Source organism: Rhizobium tumorigenes (assembly GCF_003240565.2).
Lineage (GTDB): Bacteria > Pseudomonadota > Alphaproteobacteria > Rhizobiales > Rhizobiaceae > Rhizobium > Rhizobium tumorigenes.
This window is the reverse complement of record NZ_CP117257.1, coordinates 232415-251302: the sequence shown is the minus strand read 5'-3', so window position 1 is coordinate 251302 and position 18888 is coordinate 232415. Positions and strand designations below refer to the sequence as shown.

Sequence of the window (18888 nt, the reverse complement as noted above, 5' to 3'; positions counted from 1 at the left end):
TCCGCTCCCAGAAAATCACACTGGCCGGATTGAATCATGAAACGCGGAAAATGGGGAGGTTTTTAGAGGTGTCCACCTGGCACGGTGCGTTCCGGAACGACCAGGGCTGGAACAAACCCTTCCGATGAACCATTGCCAAGTCTTCCTTCCCGCGCCGCCTTGCGCCAGCTATTCAACTGAAAGCGGGTGATCCCATGGCGCTGGGCTGTAACCGTCACCTGCCGGGGAGCAGAGAGGCTCTCTGCTACAATCGCAAGCTTGGCTTCGTCACTGAATCGGCGGCGCCGACCGCTGTCCACAATCTCAAGGCGGCTCACCTGTTTACGGTCTCTGATAATGTCCATGGCTACAACACCGGCTATATTGACGTCGATATAGCCAGTGCTCTTCCATATTCCTCACCCGTACAAGACGGCCTTCGTATGCATTCGCCGAGGACCGCAGGTTCAGCTTTTCTTTCGCGATCGGCGCTTCCATTTTGCAGCTAAGGCCTCGACGTTTTTGCGGAGATTGGCGGCGTCGACATCGCCAGGATCGTAGTGCGCATCGCCCCACCATTCCACTAGTTCGTGGTGACGCTCATGGTTGGTGTCCGCAATGGCCTCGCGGAACTCTTCATAACCCCACGGACCGCCGACATCCTCCGGTGGACATCGTCCGACAACGTCAAGCAGGAAGGGATCGTCGAAGCCGGCGGTCGCCGGTAAAACCTTTTCGATTTTCACGGTGTGCGTCCAGCCGTCGCCGAAGTCATAGAGATACTTGAATGATTTCGCGCCGATATCTTCGATGGCAGCAAGAAGCGTTTCTTTGCGTGCATCGATGGGACCATCAAAGCCGCCATCAGGCACGCCGAACCCGATGTCACGGATCCTGAACTCATACAGATGGCTGTTGGTCCAGCCGAAAGCCTCTTGAAGAACCTCATGAAGCCGGTCAAGCCGAATGCGGAATGGGACGACAACGCGCCGCATCACCAAGGGATCAACGTCATCGAGCGTGATCTTTAAGCGAACGAGAGGACCTGCCATCAGGCCGCCTGCCTCAGTGGCGATGTTGTGGTTTCCCGCCAATTCCAGGGGAGAAGCTCATCAAGACGGCTGACTGGATGGTCGGCGATGCGGGCAAGGACATCGGCAAGCCAGGCCTGTGGGTCAATGCGATTCATTTTCGCGGTGACGATCAGGCTGTACATGGCCGCCGCCCGCTGGCCCCCTCGATCGGAACCGGCAAATAGCCAGGCTTTCCGACCGAGCGCCACACCGCGCAGAGATCGCTCCGCACAATTGTTCGACAGGCAAATGCGCCCGTCGTCGAGGAAACGAATGAAGGATTCCCAGCGGTTCAGCATGTAGTCAAACGCCTTTGCCAAGTCATTGTCGCGCGACAACCTGGCGCGGTGTTCGCGTATCCATATCTCCATGTCGTCGATCAGCGGTTTTGACAACTGCTGGCGGATTACTTTTCTCTCATCGGCCGTACGGCCATTGATATGGCGCTCGATTTCGAACAGTGCGTCGATCCGCTGCACCATGTTCAAGGCGACCGGCGAGATGACGGCGGCATTTTTACCCTGCGCTTTTCGGCGCGCGTTGGCCTCCAAATCGGCTTGCGCAAAGAATGGTCGCCTCGCATGCGCCCAACACGCTGCCTCATGAATCGGGCCCGGACTTCGATCAGGAAGATAGAGCTGGCCATAGCCCGTATAGGCATCCGCCTGAAGGATGCCGCTATAATTGGCCAGATGCGCCTGTGGATGTTCGCCGGCCCGGTCCCGGGAATAATAGAACATCGCCGACGGAGGCGCCGTTCCGCCAAACGGAGCATCGTCCTTGACGTAGCTCCATATCCGACCGGTGACGGTCTTGCCGAGAGCGAGAACCGGCACGGTCGTGTCATCACCGTGGATCCGTTCAGACGCGAACGTATGGCTTTCAATCCGCCTCACAAGCGGGTCAAGGACTTGGCAGCACGCGCCAATCGCGTCTGCTGCTGTCGACAGACTGACTGGCACACCTTCCAGGGCAAAACGTTCGACCTGGCGATTGAGGGGAATGTGCTGGCCGAACTTGTCGCAGAGCAAAGGCTCGGACCCGCCCATCCTCTCGGTATGACATGGAAGGGTGCAGGTGCCTGGCTGATCTTCTCGCAGTCACGGCAGGTGAACTTTTCCCGCACCGTCTGAATGACCTTCCAGCTACGCGGTACGCTCTCCATCGTTTCGGTGATGTCTTCGCCGAGCTTGCGAAGCCGTTCACCGCCACAGCAGCTGCAGGCAACCGGACCAGGCACCACGACACGCTCACGCGGAAGATGTTCCGGGAAAGGCTTCTTGACGGGCCGCTTGCGCGTAAAGCCGGTGACCGCAATCGCAGCAGCTGCAGCAACGGCCATTTCGGCGGCAAGCTCATCTTCAGTCGCCGCCGCTTCGGCGTCCTCAAGCATCAGCTCCATCTGCGCGATCAGCCGCGCTGTCCGTTCCGACTTCTGACCGCGCAGTTCCCGTTGCAGCTTTTCGATATAGACTTTCTGGCGAAGAATGATGGCCTGATCGTCGGCCTCCTTGGCCTTGGCAACAGCCAATTCGGCCAAAGCAGTAGCCCGTTCCGACCGCGCAATCGCTAGCTCTGCTTCCAGGGCTGCAGCATGATCACGGTGATTTCCCGAGCCGGTTTCCATGCTCGAAGTGAATCACAAAACCACTGATTTGTATAGCTTTTCTTGGTGCTGCCGCACGCAATCCCGCCAAAAAAACGCTATCCCGCGCTCGTCGGGCGCCATGTCTGCTGCGGGTTTCGCCAGTCAATTCCCTCAAGCAGATAGGACATCTGGCCAGCCGTCAGCGCAATCGCTCCACCCTCCGTCGCCGGCCAAATGAAACGGCCGCGCTCAAGCCGCTTTGCGTATAGCGAAAGGCCAATTCCGTCATGCCAAAGAGCCTTGATCAGCCGGCCACTTTTCCCCCGGAAGACAAAAACGTCCCCCTTGAACGGATCACGGCCCAGACCTTCCTGCACGATCAGAGCAAGACCCTGCATCCCTTTGCGCATATCGCAATGGCCGCTCGCAATCCAAACACGCACGCTCGAACTGATCGGGATCATTTGAGCGCTCGCATTACTGCTGCGGCAAGATCACAAGGTGCCCCGGACGAAATCCTCACCTTGGTACCGTTCGCAAAGTCCACAGCGATCGTCGCCGCAACGACATCGCCACCGCCCGCGGCACCCACGACCGTCGCGGGCACGAAGGCAGGACCATCCGTCACCGCAGCCGACAGCGCCTGGCGGCGCCACGTGTAGAGCAGCCCCGTCGAAACATCAAAACGACGCGCTACCTCCGACACATTTGCACCCGGCGCGAATGCTGCCTCCAGAATTTCCAGCCGATCAGCCGGTGACCAACGACGACGCCGTTCTTGACCCGTCAGCAAAATGGCCTGTGCCATAGTTCCTCATTGCGCTCTTAATTCCACTCTCAAGAGCGCAAAATCACGATATCGCAAAAAATTCGCAAGGCGGTCCACGCCGTAGGGATACCGGCCTTCCTCGGATGCGTACGATTGAGCGGCTGGTGCTGGGCGAACTTCTCAAACAGGATCATCGCCGCGAACAAGCGCCCAACCATCTCATCGAGCGTCACATCCTTACGGTCATCGATCAACGCGATAACGAATTCCTCGTGGGCATCAACGGCCGATGGTCGTCGCCAGCCTTGTGGCCGAGGCCTTAACTCGCCCTGTCGCGCTCTCGCGATCCAGCGGATCGCGGTCGAAATTCCAACGCCGAAACGAGCCGCAGCCTGTCGGGCCGACATGCCCGACGCCGACGCTTTCAATACTCGTATTCGCAGATCATCGCTCAAGGCCTGTCCCATCATCCACCTCTCCGTTGCGGATGTTGAATCAGCTTAGGCCGGCGACGTCACATCACAATCGATTCATTGATCACAGCATGTGCTCTAATTCTTCAAGCCTTACTTATAGCTTATCACTTTCTCGAGACCCGTGGCAGCTTCCAAGAGGTATCGATCTTTCCCACATGCAGCATCAAAGCTTAACCCTACTGGGAGAGCGCCTTTAGGAGCAACCGGGATAGTAATCGACGGAAGCGCCGCGTTACTGGCGAGGTCGGTGTTTCTGATGCACTCAGCAAAGATGTCTGGGTGCGCGGCCTCAGAAACAAGCGGTACCGCTTGGGGGACCGTCGGATAAGCTAGCAGATCAATATCGCCCAAGTCAAAAAGCGCATTAATTTTCCGCCGCAATCGTCCGACATTGGAAATTGCCTCAGCATAATTCGCGGGCGTAATTAGCCCACCACCCAAGTGCGCATGAATTATACCGCGAACGTTCTCGTCGCGAATATCCTCGAAAACCTCAGAAATTTTTTCTTCCCAACCTAGCGAGACTAATGTCCTTGGGAAGTCCAAGAAGAATTCGTAGAGCGGGACCGTAAAGGTGATCGTCCGGCTCAGTTCAAGTATCGAGGTATCGTCTACCTCCACGCATTGATGTTCGACAGACTTTAAGCTATCAATTGCTGCACGGCAAACCGACTTGACGTCGGCGTCGAGCCCGGTCCATAGTGAAGACGGCAGGCCTATTCGCAAAGGCGACTTATCAGGAGCCGTCATCGGTTCGTCCGATGAGAGATGGCTATAGACAAAAAGGGCATCTGCCGCACTTCGAGTCAGCAAACCGGGCGAATCTTTGGTTCTCGATACCGGAATGATGCCGGACGATGACCATCTCCCGCTTGTGGGCCTGAAACCGGTGATGCCGCAAAAAGATGCAGGTATCCTTACCGAACCACCAGTATCGGTACCAACTGCCAACAACACAATTCCTGCAGCCACAGCGGCGGCACCCCCACCACTGCTACCTCCAGCGCAATAGCCAGGCGCTGCCGGGTTTCCTACGGTTCCCCATTGGGCATTTACCGACGTGATACCAAAACTCAGCTCGTGCATGTTGTTCTTGCCGGAGACCACCGCTCCCAAGGCTTTCAGCTGCCTGACAATTTCAGCATCACGCGGAGCGATGCAGGCCGCCATTGCTGACGTCCCGACGGTGACCGGTTGCCCTTCAACACAGATGTTATCTTTGAAAGAGACCGGTATCCCAAAAAGTGGAGCGTCCACACAGGCCGCATCCGGCTTGGTAAAAGATTGCTCAATGCCACGTTCTTGGATGAAACAATTGAGCTGACTGTGTCGCAGCATCGCTGCTAATGTCGATTCTCTGATTTCCAACACCGAAGTTTCCCTGGCGTGTATTTGATGGCAAATCTTCTCGATATTAGACGTTGCAAACATTTAAGTAGCCTTATTTAAAGGAAGATAAATCTACCGGTTCTCAATATCGATAAGCGGAATCCATCTCATCAATAGGGTTCCCCTGTAAGAGTTGGCCGCCACAGCTGCGTATGACAGCACACGCGGCATTCAAGCCCGTTTGTACTGCGCCCTCAACCCAGCCGCCGGTAAAGGAGCATCCACATCCTGCTAGATAAAGGCCCGTGTCTTCTTCCGGTCTTTTTGCGGTAGCAAATTGGAAAAATAGCCGCTGTGAAAAGATGTCTTCCCCAGGATAATTGAGCTTAAAAGCACCTACTGCATAGGGATCCATTAGCCAATCGTGCTGCAGGACGTGACGTTCATAGTCACCTTTCGCCGGAACTAAATGGCGGGCGAAATCACCGCAAACTGTGGCCAGATCGTCGACTAGACGCTGGCACCTTTCTTTTTTGTCCAGGATGGAAAGCATTTTGTTTGCATCATCTTCCCATGTGTAGCTTAACAGGACCACGCCCTTACCATCAGGTTTATCTGGCTGATAGTCTAAGCAGTAGACCCCCCTAGCAAGGCCGTCAGACAGGATAGTTGTCGGCAAGCCCTCTTTTAACCAGAACTTGTTTTCCGTAAGCATAAACAGCTTGGAAGATCCGGTAAGGTGGGTCCGTCTGACCGCTCGCAAAACCTCATTGTTAAGAAATGTTTCATCCGTCGTAAGACGATGGGCCAGTTCCATGGTCCGATTGCTTGTGGTGACGATGACGCGGTCAAAGGGCTCGACCTGCCCTCCTGAGCATGTCACAAGTATCTGGCCACCCTGTTTGGAAATACCGCTGACATGACCGTTGCGCACACGCTGCCGCAAACTCAGACCGTGAAATTCCTGTTCAGCAAACCGTTTCACTAAAAGGGAAATCCCTCCAATAATCATGCGCTGGTCGTCCTCGTACCCGTTGATCACCAGACGCAGTATCTCGGTAAAGGCGGCTTGGTACACAGGTAAAAAGCCTCCAGATCCAATCCCCAGAGATCCGAAAAGCTCAAAGTCTTCTGGCCTTTTCCAGGGAACGCGCCCTGGCGGCCGCGGTCCGGTAAAGATGGTGACCAAGGCTGAATAAAAGGAGGCGTCGCGAAACGAATCCAGCCAAGCCTGCCAAGCCTCACGAGCCTCGTCAAAGCGGCGCGACCGAAGCAACTTTGTGATTTTAGCCGGCGCAAGCAGTTGAATACCTTCGTGCACGTAACCGTCGTTTATCAAAGCTTGCCATCCTTGATCAACGCGCCTGAACAAAGGCGGCGGAGGCCCGCCAGCCTGCCATAGGTAACGCTCACCTCGGTAATGTATCTCAGTATCCACGATGCCCGGATCGGGAAATGAAGCTGCGGTATCTATCCTGAATTTGTCCAGATAATAAAACAGACAGGTCGCGCTGGAAGGAAAGCGCATAGCACCCATCTCGGCAATGAGATTCGGTTCGAGCGGGTCGAAGATTTGTGACCAAGCCCTTCCACCCATGCGATCTCGCGCCTCAAACAGCACGAGATCTGTTACCCCGGCCCGCAAAAGTTCAGTCGCCGCCACCAAGCCACTGATGCCAGCGCCCACAATGCCGACTCGGGGACGGCGGCTGTTTTGGGCAACGCTCCCAATACGACCTTCAAAATCCCTCAATCGCAAAAACGATCCATAATCATAAAGAAGATCGATACTCGGTAATGAAGCTACTGGGATGGTACTGTTCAGCATATTGCTCTCCGATGATGACAATGTTTTCTCGAAAGCCAGTTTCGCCTCGGAATGCCTGCCCCTTAAATCGGTACGCCGCGGTTACAGCTTAAAGGTGGCTGCTCATACGGCGTCACAATCAGCGACGTATTTCCAGGAAGAAGCTTGCCCCCTTGCCTACTTAGCGATAGCGGATCTCGCTAACCGAAGTTGCCACAGCGCATGTATTGATCAGTCGCAATCGTAAGAGTAGACGTATTCGAACTAGAAAATACAGTATATGTGGAATTAAATATAGCAATTTGTCTCTCAGACACCATCTCAGAGGGCGTACTGGGTTGCAATACGAATAAAAATATTGATATTTATGCATCATTAATATAAGCTTATTGATTTTTATCCTTAATTCAAGAGATTTCCTTTTACAATTTTGTTTCATTTGACATCGGTTCGCCTGCCTGTCGGTCGAAGCGATCGGCAAGGCAGGCAGGCGAACCGATGTCAGAGTCGGACTCGAAAAGTCGTCTATGATCTCGATACCTTGCAAGTGTCTGGGTTATCAGGCGACTGCGGGCAATCAGAATCCATACCTCTGGGGAGGCGCACGGATGCGACATATCAATATATCCTGCCAGTAGAAGCAATTGCTGGAGCCCGATGATAGGATCGATTTTTTCTGATTGGCTGCCTCAAAAAGAGGTGGGTGATTTCAACAGGTTATGATTCCTTCGGATTTGCAAAGATTCGATGGAGTTCACGATGGCCTGGACTGAAATCACCCGTCGGCAATATGCCCGGCGAACGGCTCGCTATGCAAGTGACATGACGGATCGGGAATGGGAACTGGTTGCGCCTTTTTTGCCGATGCCCCGCCGCTTGGGTCGACCTCGCACCACTGATTTGCGCGAGGTCGTAAATGCTCTGCTTTACATCGCCACCACCGGTTGCCAGTGGCGGATGCTGCCGAAGGATTTTCCGCCCTGTTCAACGGTCCAGCGCTATTTTTATGAATGGCGGGCACTGGGACTTTGGACACGCATCAACCATCATCTCGTGATGGAGGCACGCGAGTTGGAGGGCAGAGAGGCAAGTCCGACGGCTGGTGTGATCGATAGTCAGAGCGTGAAAACTACGGAAAGCGGTGGCATACGAGGCTATGATGCAGGTAAGAAGACGAAAGGGAGAAAGCGCCATATCATCGTCGATACGCTTGGCCTGATGGTCGGTCTCATGGTGCACAGCGCCGACATCCAGGATCGCGATGGTGCTCCTGATCTTCTGAAATCCATCCGCCACAGGTGGCCATGGTTGCTGCATGTCTTCGCTGATGGCGGCTATGCAGGCGATAAGTTGAAGCGGCGATTGAAGAAGATCGGACGCTGGACGGTCGAGATCATCAAGCGCTCGGACAAAGCGAAAGGCTTTGAAGTTCTGCCACGACGCTGGGTCGTCGAGCGGACCTTCGCGTGGCTTGGCAGATGCCGCAGGCTAGCAAAGGACGTCGAAAAATCCATCGCCTCCTCAGAGGCATGGATTATGATCGCCCACATTCGCCTGATAACCCGGCGGCTCGCAAGGTATCGATATCATTGAAGCCTTTTCGAGTCCGACTCTGATCCAAACAGGTGCCAAATTCCATGTGCGTGTGCGTGTGCGTCTGCGTCTGCGACGATTATCACCCTGTCACGCTCATAGCGACGGTCTTTTCGCCAGCTGACTGGCCTTCGAAGTCGGGCCGCACCGCCAGGTACTCGAACAGTCGGGCAACGGCCTCTGCTCCGGGATCGACATGACCTTCCAATTGCTTTGCGTTGACATATGCAGCACGTCCCGCCTTTGCGTGGATAAGTGTTGCCGTCAGGTCAGCTCCTGCACGTGCTGCTTTAGCTGCGGGGGCGAAACCTTGTTCGAGTGCGTCGAGTGCAGGCAAGAGAGCATCGACCATTGTCCGGTCGCCAAGCCGCGCGCCACCAATCTCCTGCATCCTATAGAGGCCGGCCTTTAACAGATAGGATATTCGGCTTGAGTCCCTGCCTCGACATCACAGGTTTGATGAAGAGGCGCTGCGCTTCGAGTTGATGATAAACGTGGTCATGTGAGAACAGCCACAAGCATCAATGAAAGGAAGCGCAGCATGAAATATTTTGCAGGCCTTGACGTCTCGTTGCAAGAGACATCCGTATGTGTCGTTGATGAGACCGGTCGGATTTGCCGGGAGATGAAAGTCGTCACGCACCCGGACGATCTGGTCCTGGCGTTAAAGAACCTGGGCCGGGAATTTGTCCGCATCGGGCTGGAAGCCGGCCCGATGTCGCAGTGGCTATATAGTGGCCTGGTTGAGGCGGAGCTGCCGACAGTCTGCATCGAAACCCGTCATGCGAAAGCCTTTCTCAAAGCGCAGGTCAACAAGACGGACCGCAACGATGCTCGCGGTATTGCCCAGATGATGCGGGTGAACCTCTTTCGTCCCGTGCACGTCAAGACGGTGACCAGTCAGAAACGCCGCGCTCTTCTGACCGCACGTAAGCTGCTCCAGGAGAAGGCGCTCGCATTTGAGAACGATATTCGCGGGCTGCTGCGTAACTTCGGCCTTAAGGTGGGCATTGCCAGGGTGGGTAAATTCGAAAACCGCATTACCGAACTCTGGAGGCTATTCCCGATCTCAAGGAGATCATCGCTCCCTTGCTTGACGCCCGCCAAAAACTCCGGGAGGAGTTCTCGCGGCTGCACCGGAAGGTTCTCGACATCGCCCGGGATGATGTCACCTGCAAGCGGTTAATGACGATACCCGGAATAGGTCCAGTGATCTCACTCGCCTACATCTGCACCATCGACAGTCCCGCTCGGTTTGTGCACTCACGAGCGGTGGGACCTGCTTTGGGGCTAACACCGGTTGTCAATCAATCGGGAGAAAGCAAGAGGATCGGCCGGGTCTCATCCGCCGGCGATGCGATCATGCGCGGGCTACTTTACGAGGCGGCACAGGTCTTGCTGACACGGGTGAAGAAATGGTCCTGGCTGAAGGCTTGGGCGATGAATGTTGCCAAACGCCGCGGTCTTCGAAAGGCCATTGTCGCTCTTGCACGGAGACTTGCGGTGATCATGCATCGGATGTGGAGCGATGGCACGGAGTTCCGGTGGACCCGCGACAACGACGTGGCGAAAGCCGCATGATCGGAAACAACGGGAGACAATAAAGTTCTGCCAGCCGGTGGAAAGATGTCCTTCGCGGACGGTGGACAAGGTGAGTTCGGCCGCAGCCTTGCTTCAACTGCAGCACATCGCAGGAAGTGCGCTTAACAGATTGAACCGCCTTGTTCTTCTAATCCTATGGTGGGAGGGCCGATGGGCCGATCCCGGAGAGAAGCGTGGACCGCGAAAGACTGAACGCCACGGCAGGAAAAATAGCTCGAAGTGCTTGACCTCAACACGCCGAATAGAGAAGGATGCGGAAATAGCGCCAATTTTTCACCGATCCAGGTTATACTGCTGGAAGACGGACCGTGATGAGCTTTTTCAGCGGCCTTGTCGGCCGGTTTTGTCATAATCCGCCTGGTTCGGCGGATTCCGGGCGCGATTATGCCGTCGCCAGCAGCTTCGGCAGCCTCAGCAGATTATAAGCGGTGGCTGTCAGGGTGAACATCCAGCCGACGCGATCTTTTCCACGATGGCGGGTCTTACGCATTCCGCCGCTGGTCTTGGCCCAGCCGAACACTTCTTCGATACGCTTGCGGATACGCTGACTGACATCGTAGCCGGGATGATGGGTGGTCCTACCATCAATTGCCGAGCGTCGGTTCGTCGTGTTCTGGGCGACGTGTGGCGTCACCTTTGCGTCCCGCAAGGCAGCAACGAAATCGGCCGTATCGTAGGCTTTGTCTGCGGCCAATGTGATGCGGTGACGACCATCCATGCGGCCCACCATATCCAGAGCTGCCTCGCGCTCTGCGGTTCCACTCGCATGGGTCAGCGTGGCGTCGACAACCAGGCCGTTGCGGTTTTCCATTGTGACGTGACCCATGTGGCAAAGCTTGGCCGCCTGGCCACGGGCCTTCTTGTAAAACCTGGCATCAGGATCGGTGGTCGAGGCGTGGGTTGCGTTGCTGCGCTTCTCGCCGGGGAAATCACGCTCAGAGTTGCGGTGCGGCCTTTGGCGGCTGCTTCTCTCCGGCGCCAGAGCCGCTGTCGTCAGTGTCGCTACCATCTGCGCCGTCCTTGCGTTTGAAGCTCTTCATGCTGGCCCACGCTTCGATCAAAGTGCCGTCCACCGAGAAGTGGTCGTCTGACAGCAATGCCTTAACCCGCGGCTGGCTCAGCAACGCCGCCAGAAACTTGGCGGCGATGTCGCCAGCCAAGAGCCGCTCACGGGTCTTGGTGAATACGGTGACGTCCCAGATCGGCGCGTCCATCGATAAGCCGACGAACCAGCGGAACAGCAGATTGTAGTCCATCTGCTCCATAAGCTGACGCTCCGAGCGGATCGTGTAGAAGGCCTGCAACAACAGAGCGCGCAGCAGCTTCTCCGACGGGATCGACGGCCGGCCGATCGCTGAATACATCCCCTCGAAATCCGGGGACAGAACTTCCAGCGCCTCGTCTACGATGGCACGGATCGGCCGCAGCGGATGGTTTGCCGGAACGCGGGCTTCGCAGCTTACATAAGAAAACAGACCCGCCGTCTGGTCATCACTGCCGCGCATGTTCTGCTCCCGCCAATCAATCACCCAGGCATGGAATCACGGCAGTCCGCTTACAGCAAGGGCCTTTTTCCGCATCCTTCTCTATTCGGCGTGTTGAGGTCAAGCACTTCGAGCTATTTTTCCTGCCGTGGCGTTCAGTCTTTCGCGGTCCACGCTTCTCTCCGGGATCGGCCCATCGGCCCTCCCACCATAGGATTAGAAGAACAAGGCGGTTCAATCTGTTAAGCGCACTTCCTGCGATGTGCTGCAGTTGAAGCAAGGCTGCGGCCGAACTCACCTTGTCCACCGTCCGCGAAGGACATCTTTCCACCGGCTGGCAGAACTTTATTGTCTCCCGTTGTTTCCGATCATGCGGCTTTCGCCACGTCGTTGTCGCGGGTCCACCGGAACTCCGTGCCATCGCTCCACATCCGATGCATGATCACCGCAAGTCTCCGTGCAAGAGCGACAATGGCCTTTCGAAGACCGCGGCGTTTGGCAACATTCATCGCCCAAGCCTTCAGCCAGGACCATTTCTTCACCCGTGTCAGCAAGACCTGTGCCGCCTCGTAAAGTAGCCCGCGCATGATCGCATCGCCGGCGGATGAGACCCGGCCGATCCTCTTGCTTTCTCCCGATTGATTGACAACCGGTGTTAGCCCCAAAGCAGGTCCCACCGCTCGTGAGTGCACAAACCGAGCGGGACTGTCGATGGTGCAGATGTAGGCGAGTGAGATCACTGGACCTATTCCGGGTATCGTCATTAACCGCTTGCAGGTGACATCATCCCGGGCGATGTCGAGAACCTTCCGGTGCAGCCGCGAGAACTCCTCCCGGAGTTTTTGGCGGGCGTCAAGCAAGGGAGCGATGATCTCCTTGAGATCGGGAATAGCCTCCAGAGTTCGGTAATGCGGTTTTCGAATTTACCCACCCTGGCAATGCCCACCTTAAGGCCGAAGTTACGCAGCAGCCCGCGAATATCGTTCTCAAATGCGAGCGCCTTCTCCTGGAGCAGCTTACGTGCGGTCAGAAGAGCGCGGCGTTTCTGACTGGTCACCGTCTTGACGTGCACGGGACGAAAGAGGTTCACCCGCATCATCTGGGCAATACCGCGAGCATCGTTGCGGTCCGTCTTGTTGACCTGCGCTTTGAGAAAGGCTTTCGCATGACGGGTTTCGATGCAGACTGTCGGCAGCTCCGCCTCAACCAGGCCACTATATAGCCACTGCGACATCGGGCCGGCTTCCAGCCCGATGCGGACAAATTCCCGGCCCAGGTTCTTTAACGCCAGGACCAGATCGTCCGGGTGCGTGACGACTTTCATCTCCCGGCAAATCCGACCGGTCTCATCAACGACACATACGGATGTCTCTTGCAACGAGACGTCAAGGCCTGCAAAATATTTCATGCTGCGCTTCCTTTCATTGATGCTTGTGGCTGTTCTCACATGACCACGTTTATCATCAACTCGAAGCGCAGCGCCTCTTCATCAAACCTGTGATGTCGAGGCAGGGACTCAAGCCGAATATCCTATCTGTTAAACTGCTGTTGCCGTTTGCAAGCAAGCAAGGAGGTTGCGCCATTGATCGTATGACAGTTGAAGCGCTGACGCCGGCAGTTGTCCGCAAATTCCTGGACCATCTAGAACACGATCGCCGATGCAGCGAAGCAACCCGTAACCAACGGCTCGCGACCATTCATTCATTGGCGCGCTACATCGGCATGCGTTCGCCGGTCCACTTGGCTTGGTGTTCCGACGTAAGGGCAATACCGTTCAAGAAGACGGCAAAAGCCTCGATCGGCTACCTCGAAAAGGCCGAGATGGATGCGCTTCTCGGGCAACCCGACAGACGTACGAACCTTGGAGTGCGCGACCACACCCCGTTTTTATTCCTGTACAACAGCGGTGCACGCGCCGATGAGGCTGCCAGGTTGACGATCGGTAGTCTTCAGCTGGGCACGTCTCCTTTGACACGGTTCGGAATACACCGCATCATCACGCAATATGCCGCCGCGGCGAGCAAAATGGTGCCGTCCCTGGCCACAAAGCGCGTCAGCCCCCATACGATTAGGCACACGACAGCAGTCCACCTCCTGCGCGCGGGCGTCGACATCAACACAATCCGCGCCTGGTTGGGCCACGTCTCGTTGGATACCACCAACATTTACGCCGAGGTGGACCTGGAGATGAAGGCAAAAGCATTGGCCAAAGTTGATATCAGCGGCCTGAAGGAGCCCCCAAAGTAACAAACCCTGCCGTCACTAGGCAATACCTTAATAACTGAGGTGCGCACCTCACTGCAAGCGAATTTTGAGGTCCGCACTTCAATTCTTGCATTTTTCTCCGTTCTGAGGGAAATGTATGTGATCAAATCGTTTTAGGAGCCGGGATGCGGCCGACAGCAAAAGACCTCGCAGAGGCCGCGGGCGTCAGCCTCGCGACAGTAGATCGCGTGTTAAACGACCGCCCCAATGTCAGCAGAAAAGCCGTACGGCAGGTCAACGAAGCAATCGATCGGATCGGTTTTGTGCGAAACCCCGCAGCCGTCAGCCTCGCACGCAACAAGAGTTATAGATTCCGTTTCGTCCTGCCAAACTCAGGCGATCTGTACCTACGAGAGCTCATACAGCGCGTGGAGGAACTGAAATTAGCCCTCAAGGGCGATCTCACCGGCATCGATTACGTCCAGATTGCGACTGACGACGCACATGGCGTGGCAAAGTATCTTAGCAGAGCCGAGGAAGTCGATATTGACGGCTTGGCACTGATGGCGCCGGAGTCGCCCCAGGTCCGCGATGCGGTCGCCCGTCTCCTCAAGCGTAACATCAAGGTCATTCAGTTCCTATCCGGGGCAAGAGAAACTCGCCACAGCCGATTTTGTCGGTGTGGACAACTTTGCAGCAGGAGCCACGGCCGGAAAATTGATTGGCAGGCTTTCCTTTCACAGGCAGGGCAAGGTGATGGTTGTTGCTGAGAGGATGCAATCTCTGGACAGCATCCAGCGGCGCCACGGCTTCGACAGCGTCATAAATCAGCATTTCCCCCACCTCAGAGCCCTCCCTTCCATCGAAACCCACGCCGATGAGCGTCGCGCAAACCAGATCATCGCGCGCGTTCTTGAGAACAACAAAGACATTATCGCAGTCTACGTCCTGAGTGCGGAGGCCCGGGTGCCGCTTTCGGCGATCGCCGCACATTCAGATCTTTCTAACCTCACGGTAGTGGTCCACGAACGCACGATCTTTACTGAAGAGGCACTGCGCGACGACCGCATTGACGCTGTGATCGCGCAGGATCCGGGCCACGCCGTTCGCAGCGCAGTACGCATCATGCGAGCACGCGCCGATGCCAAGGAGCCGTTGGCGGCGCAAGAGAAGATCAGAATCGAAATTCTTTTAAAAGAAAACCTTTAAATTCTGCCTACTCGGTTCGCGATTTCCGTTAATTGAGGTGCGCACGTCAATTGCGCAGATTCAAAACTCTTCGAATTTCAAACGCGCACTGTCTTATACGCATCCTCACTGATCAAAACCCATTCGTCCATTCTCTTCGACCGATGGACATTATCCGCCATGGCTGGCTTTCGAGCTTTCGCCAAGCATCACAGCAGTGATCGACAATTTCGTCGTATGATTTGAAGACTCGGTTCGAGAGCCAGTTTTCGCGCATGAAGTGCCAGAGGTTTTCCACTGGGTTTAGCTCCGGCGATTTCGGCGGGAGTGATAGGATGGTAATGTTTTCAGGCACGACGAGATGATTGGACATGTGCCAGCCTGCCTGATCCATGATGAGGATGGCGTGCGCATCCTCGTCAACATGGCGGGCGATTTCCGCCAGGTGCTGCGTCATCGCGTGGGTGTCGCACCACGGCATGACGAGAGCTGCCGCCTTGCCAAGCTTCGGGCAGATGGCACCGAAGATATAGGCCGATCTTGTGCTTTGATCGTGCGGCGCGGAAGGCCGCGTTCCCCGCCTAGCCCGGCGGCGCGTGATCTTGTTCTTCTGCCCGATACGGGCCTCGTCTTCGAACCAAATCTCTACCCGTTTTCCTTGCGCTGCTCCGGCGGCGATTTCTGCCACTGCGGCGGGGAAACTTTTTTAAAATCCTCGATGGCTTGAGGGTCTTGCGCGTGATGTTTGGGCCTTGCAGCAAGCTTGTGATAACCCATGGCTCGGACCTCGCGGCTCAGTGTTTGCTCGCTCACAGAAACGCGGAACTCTTCCCAAAGCCATTGAGCCAAATCGCACAGACGCCAGCGAACAACGCCGTCAAGATAGGGTGTCGGCCCACGCTCGATGGCCTGCACCAAGGCCGCACGCTGCTGATCGTTCAACCTCGACTGCTGACCGGGAGCCTTGCCGTCGATCAGCCCCTGGGGACCCCGTTCGTTGAAACGCATGACCCAGTCCCGGATGATCTGGAGCGTGACATTGCCGAGCCGGGCTGCATCTGACCGCGAGCAGCCGTCGTAGATCAATGCGAGCGCCGACAAGCGTCGTACCTGGGCTGCGTCCTTCGACTGCCGCGACAGAAGACGGCTCGCATCGACGAGCGGACCGCAAAGATCAAGGCATTGTCGGCTGAAGCTGACACGGCGCGGCGCTTGCAGACCATTCCTGGCGTTGGCCCTTTGACAGCCTTGGCGATCGAAGCCTTTGCCCCGCAAATGGAGAACTTCCGGCGTGGCCGTGACTTCGCCGCATGGCTCGGCCTTGTGCCACGTCAGTTCTCGTCGGGCGGCAAACAACGACTGGGACGCATTTCCAAGTCTGGGCAGTCTGATATCCGCAGGCTGCTGATTATTGGGGCAATGACACCCCTGAACTGGCTGGGCCGGAAATCCATACCGGAAGGATCGTGGTTGGCGCGCATGCTCGCGCGAAAGCCCCGAATGTTGGTCGCGATCGCACTGGCCAACAAGATGGCGCGCACGGTCTGGGCATTGCTGACAAAACATGAGGATTATCGAGTTCCGGCACAGGCGCCAGCAACATGATGAAGGTGTTGCAGGTAACCTAATGTCGGAAAAAGGGGTGTGAGAAGGCGACGACCCGAATGGGCAAATGATCGAAAAGATCTGGATCGGGAAAACCAGCCTTGAATCATGAGCAGAAGAGCTCGGGATTCAGATTTGGACCCGACCCGCAGACCACCATACCGGCCAGCGGCTTCTGTAAACGCCGTATCTACAGGCCTCACAGAAGACCGCACTCGATCACATGACCTTCGGTTCAAAGACTTCTTGCATCACGGGCGGCAACCACAGAAGATTCACCGCGTTTTGGGAAGGCCAAAGAGTCGAGGTCAGCGAGTTGGCGTATTACAGATGAATTGATTTTTGTGATGAACGCTCAATCGTTGGGATTGCCTAATGCGATGAAAGGCGCAAAATCGACGGAATAGAACCTCTTTGCAGTGGATATGCACCGTGCGCAAGTCCGAGCTGGAAGCATCAGCGATTACATATCTGACGGACTCCATCCGCAGCAGAATTCCTGCCTATGCAGGTGGTAGATTAAATGGTCCACCGCCCTCTGGCTCAAGGACAGAAAATTTACAATCAGACGCCGGTTCGCTCGGCCGCCAAGTGGACGCGATCCTGAGCCGCTCCATTCCTGCCCTGCCGCAGTTCAACAGACAGCGCTTGGGCACCTTGCGGCTCATCAGCGACGCCGGAATAATCGGTACTTCCGATTTGGCGACGATAAACAATGCGGCGAAAGTAGATGAAGTCATCCGCACCATCGACTCAATGAAACCGCGCTTTGCCAATCCAGTCCAGGCAGCTACGATCGGTCATCTGTCGGAGTACCTGCAGCGACACGGACAGATTCCACACTGGGTCAGCCCCGTCGAATTCCCTGAGACAGCTGTTGTTGGGCATCGCGCTGATCTCAGATTACCGGAAAAGCACACCTCCGTTTACACTAGTGGTAATATCAAACACAGAGATCGGTATAACGCCGACCTGCGTGAAATTAAAAAGCTCCTCGACACGATAATCCCAGATGGTGCAAGCTACAATGAGGTGCGTCAGCGGGTGATTGATGAGATCGTAACGCATTCCAATTCTATTCAGAACTGGCTCAAGAGGCAAAGGACCATCGCCGAGACGCGCGGTGCTGAAACCCGGGATTTCATTCCAAATCAATTTCATTATCGCATGAAGGAAGTGACGGACGCCGTAGAGAAAATAATTCGTCCAGAACGGCAAAAGCTGCTGCAGCTAGCTGATAATAAGAATGTGCGCAAACTTGCGCCCGACGAAGTTAAAGATGTTGCTCGTTTAATAGCGCAATACCGTTTCGGCTCGGATTCTTCCTATGCTGCAAATGGGGCCACAGAAGCAGCCCACCGCCCAATATCCTATCAACCTCACCCGTATCTAGCATACGACATGTTTGCGGCCGTCCTCTATGACAACCCGCATCGAGCAAGGACAAATCCCGTTGCAGCAGAAATGGCAGGTTACGTCGCAAAATCCCTTGATGCAGTTATTCCTCCTAGCCGCGGTAACTTCTACAGCCGTATTTGTTTTCTTAAAACCGTCTCCGACAACAGAGACTTCTGGTTGGCTCCGGGGATGGTGGATATAAATGATCGCCCGGAACTCGCGGCGTTTGTCGGCAGCGGCCAGCTACACACGCTTAAGACAAAAAGTCCTGACCAATTCAACGATCTTGTGCGCGATCTGCACGATTTTCATGAAGCATGGACGTGCCGGCTTCTCACAGTGCCCCAGCGGCACTTGGTGCTCGCGGGAGCGAGTAAAGCAGATAAATCTACCGGATTGAAAAAACCTCAAATATCGCCTGTTCGGCGAGGAATCGAGAGGGCGGGATGTGCGGCTGGCCAGACCAAACTCACATTCAAACCAACGGGGACGAAATCGCTGGCTAACGATGAAAGACTTACGGATGCGCGTAGGTCATCGATCTCCGATCCTAGTCCTTTCTTTAGGCATGAAATTGGGCAGCGGAACCGCGCCACCGGATCGGACGTGTCAAAGATAAGGGAGACGCCACGCGATGCGCTTTCAAAACGAAAGCGTGACGACTCTATCGAACGTTAACATCGAGATTTTTTCAAATATTTCTGTAGATAAGATTCCGCTCTCTAACACGCTATTTATCGTAAGCGCCGTCTCCGCCCCATTGGATTGGGTGTATTTTGAGGCTTGCTGCAT

At 55.6% G+C, this 18888-nt stretch carries 10 protein-coding genes and 8 pseudogenes; 6 read left to right on the top strand and 12 right to left on the bottom strand.

The annotated features are described in order from the left end of the window. Window positions 1–62: 62 nt before the first annotated feature. From PR017_RS22695 to PR017_RS22660, 8 genes and pseudogenes are all read right to left on the bottom strand, one after another. Window positions 63–344 carry a transposase gene (locus PR017_RS22695; RefSeq protein ID WP_111218078.1) on the bottom strand — a complete coding sequence of 94 codons (282 nt, stop codon included), beginning with the start codon at window positions 342–344 and terminating at the stop codon, window positions 63–65. A 102-nt stretch (window positions 345–446) separates the two neighbouring features. After that, window positions 447–1031 (bottom strand): plasmid pRiA4b ORF-3 family protein, encoded by a 585-nt coding sequence (locus tag PR017_RS22690; RefSeq protein ID WP_111217016.1) that lies wholly within the window; start codon window positions 1029–1031, stop codon window positions 447–449. After that, window positions 1031–2679: pseudogene (gene tnpC / locus PR017_RS22685) on the bottom strand (IS66 family transposase). The gene PR017_RS22690 and the pseudogene tnpC overlap by 1 nt, the downstream one beginning before the upstream one ends. Window positions 2680–2756: 77 nt before the next feature. Continuing rightward, window positions 2757–3104: an IS66 family insertion sequence element accessory protein TnpB gene (tnpB, locus tag PR017_RS22680; RefSeq protein WP_046119556.1), complete on the bottom strand. Its 348-nt coding sequence runs from the start codon at window positions 3102–3104 to the stop codon at window positions 2757–2759. Next, window positions 3101–3448 (bottom strand): IS66-like element accessory protein TnpA, encoded by a 348-nt coding sequence (tnpA, locus tag PR017_RS22675; RefSeq protein ID WP_111217014.1) that lies wholly within the window; start codon window positions 3446–3448, stop codon window positions 3101–3103. The genes tnpB and tnpA overlap by 4 nt, the downstream gene beginning before the upstream one ends. A 164-nt stretch (window positions 3449–3612) precedes the next feature. Then, a pseudogene (locus PR017_RS22670) lies at window positions 3613–3876 on the bottom strand (helix-turn-helix domain-containing protein); the annotation flags it as partial. Between the two features lie 99 nt (window positions 3877–3975). Then, entirely contained in the window at window positions 3976–5316 is a 1341-nt protein-coding gene (locus PR017_RS22665; RefSeq protein WP_111220954.1) for an amidase family protein, read from the bottom strand. Between the two features lie 40 nt (window positions 5317–5356). Next, entirely contained in the window at window positions 5357–7042 is a 1686-nt protein-coding gene (locus PR017_RS22660; protein WP_111220955.1) for an NAD(P)/FAD-dependent oxidoreductase, read from the bottom strand. Between the two features lie 738 nt (window positions 7043–7780). On the opposite strand from PR017_RS22660, the gene PR017_RS22655 reads away from it, so the two are divergent. Further along, window positions 7781–8614, top strand: a complete 834-nt coding sequence (locus PR017_RS22655) for an IS5 family transposase (protein ID WP_111218080.1) — start codon at window positions 7781–7783, stop codon at window positions 8612–8614. 82 nt (window positions 8615–8696) lie between these two features. Here PR017_RS22655 and PR017_RS22650 read toward each other — a convergent pair. Further along, a pseudogene (locus tag PR017_RS22650) lies at window positions 8697–9026 on the bottom strand (DAK2 domain-containing protein); the annotation flags it as partial. 129 nt (window positions 9027–9155) lie between these two features. Here PR017_RS22650 and PR017_RS22645 point away from each other — a divergent pair. Beyond that, a pseudogene (locus tag PR017_RS22645) lies at window positions 9156–10195 on the top strand (IS110 family RNA-guided transposase). Between the two features lie 403 nt (window positions 10196–10598). Here PR017_RS22645 and PR017_RS22640 read toward each other — a convergent pair. Both PR017_RS22640 and PR017_RS22635 read right to left on the bottom strand, forming a co-directional pair. Beyond that, window positions 10599–11721: pseudogene (locus PR017_RS22640) on the bottom strand (IS5 family transposase). Between the two features lie 347 nt (window positions 11722–12068). Continuing rightward, window positions 12069–13108: pseudogene (locus PR017_RS22635) on the bottom strand (IS110 family RNA-guided transposase). A gap of 80 nt (window positions 13109–13188) precedes the next feature. Here PR017_RS22635 and PR017_RS22630 point away from each other — a divergent pair. Continuing rightward, a complete protein-coding gene (locus PR017_RS22630) occupies window positions 13189–13947 on the top strand; it encodes a tyrosine-type recombinase/integrase (RefSeq protein WP_423228438.1) in 759 nt (252 codons plus the stop codon). Window positions 13948–14090: 143 nt separating this feature from the next. After that, window positions 14091–15114 (top strand): annotated as a pseudogene (locus tag PR017_RS22625) (LacI family DNA-binding transcriptional regulator). Window positions 15115–15226: 112 nt separating this feature from the next. Here the strand turns inward: PR017_RS22625 and PR017_RS22620 are convergent. Continuing rightward, window positions 15227–16233 (bottom strand): IS630 family transposase gene (locus tag PR017_RS22620; RefSeq protein ID WP_111218198.1). Its coding sequence is split into 2 segments (ribosomal slippage): window positions 15227–15795 and window positions 15795–16233, totalling 1008 coding nucleotides; the frame shifts between segments, so codons are not numbered across the junction. Between PR017_RS22620 and PR017_RS22615 the strand changes: the two are divergent. Then, window positions 16228–16698, top strand: a pseudogene (locus tag PR017_RS22615) (transposase); the annotation flags it as partial. The gene PR017_RS22620 and the pseudogene PR017_RS22615 overlap by 6 nt on opposite strands. Before the next feature lie 432 nt (window positions 16699–17130). Beyond that, entirely contained in the window at window positions 17131–18774 is a 1644-nt protein-coding gene (locus PR017_RS22610; RefSeq protein WP_133255561.1) for a hypothetical protein, read from the top strand. Window positions 18775–18888 lie beyond the last annotated feature (114 nt).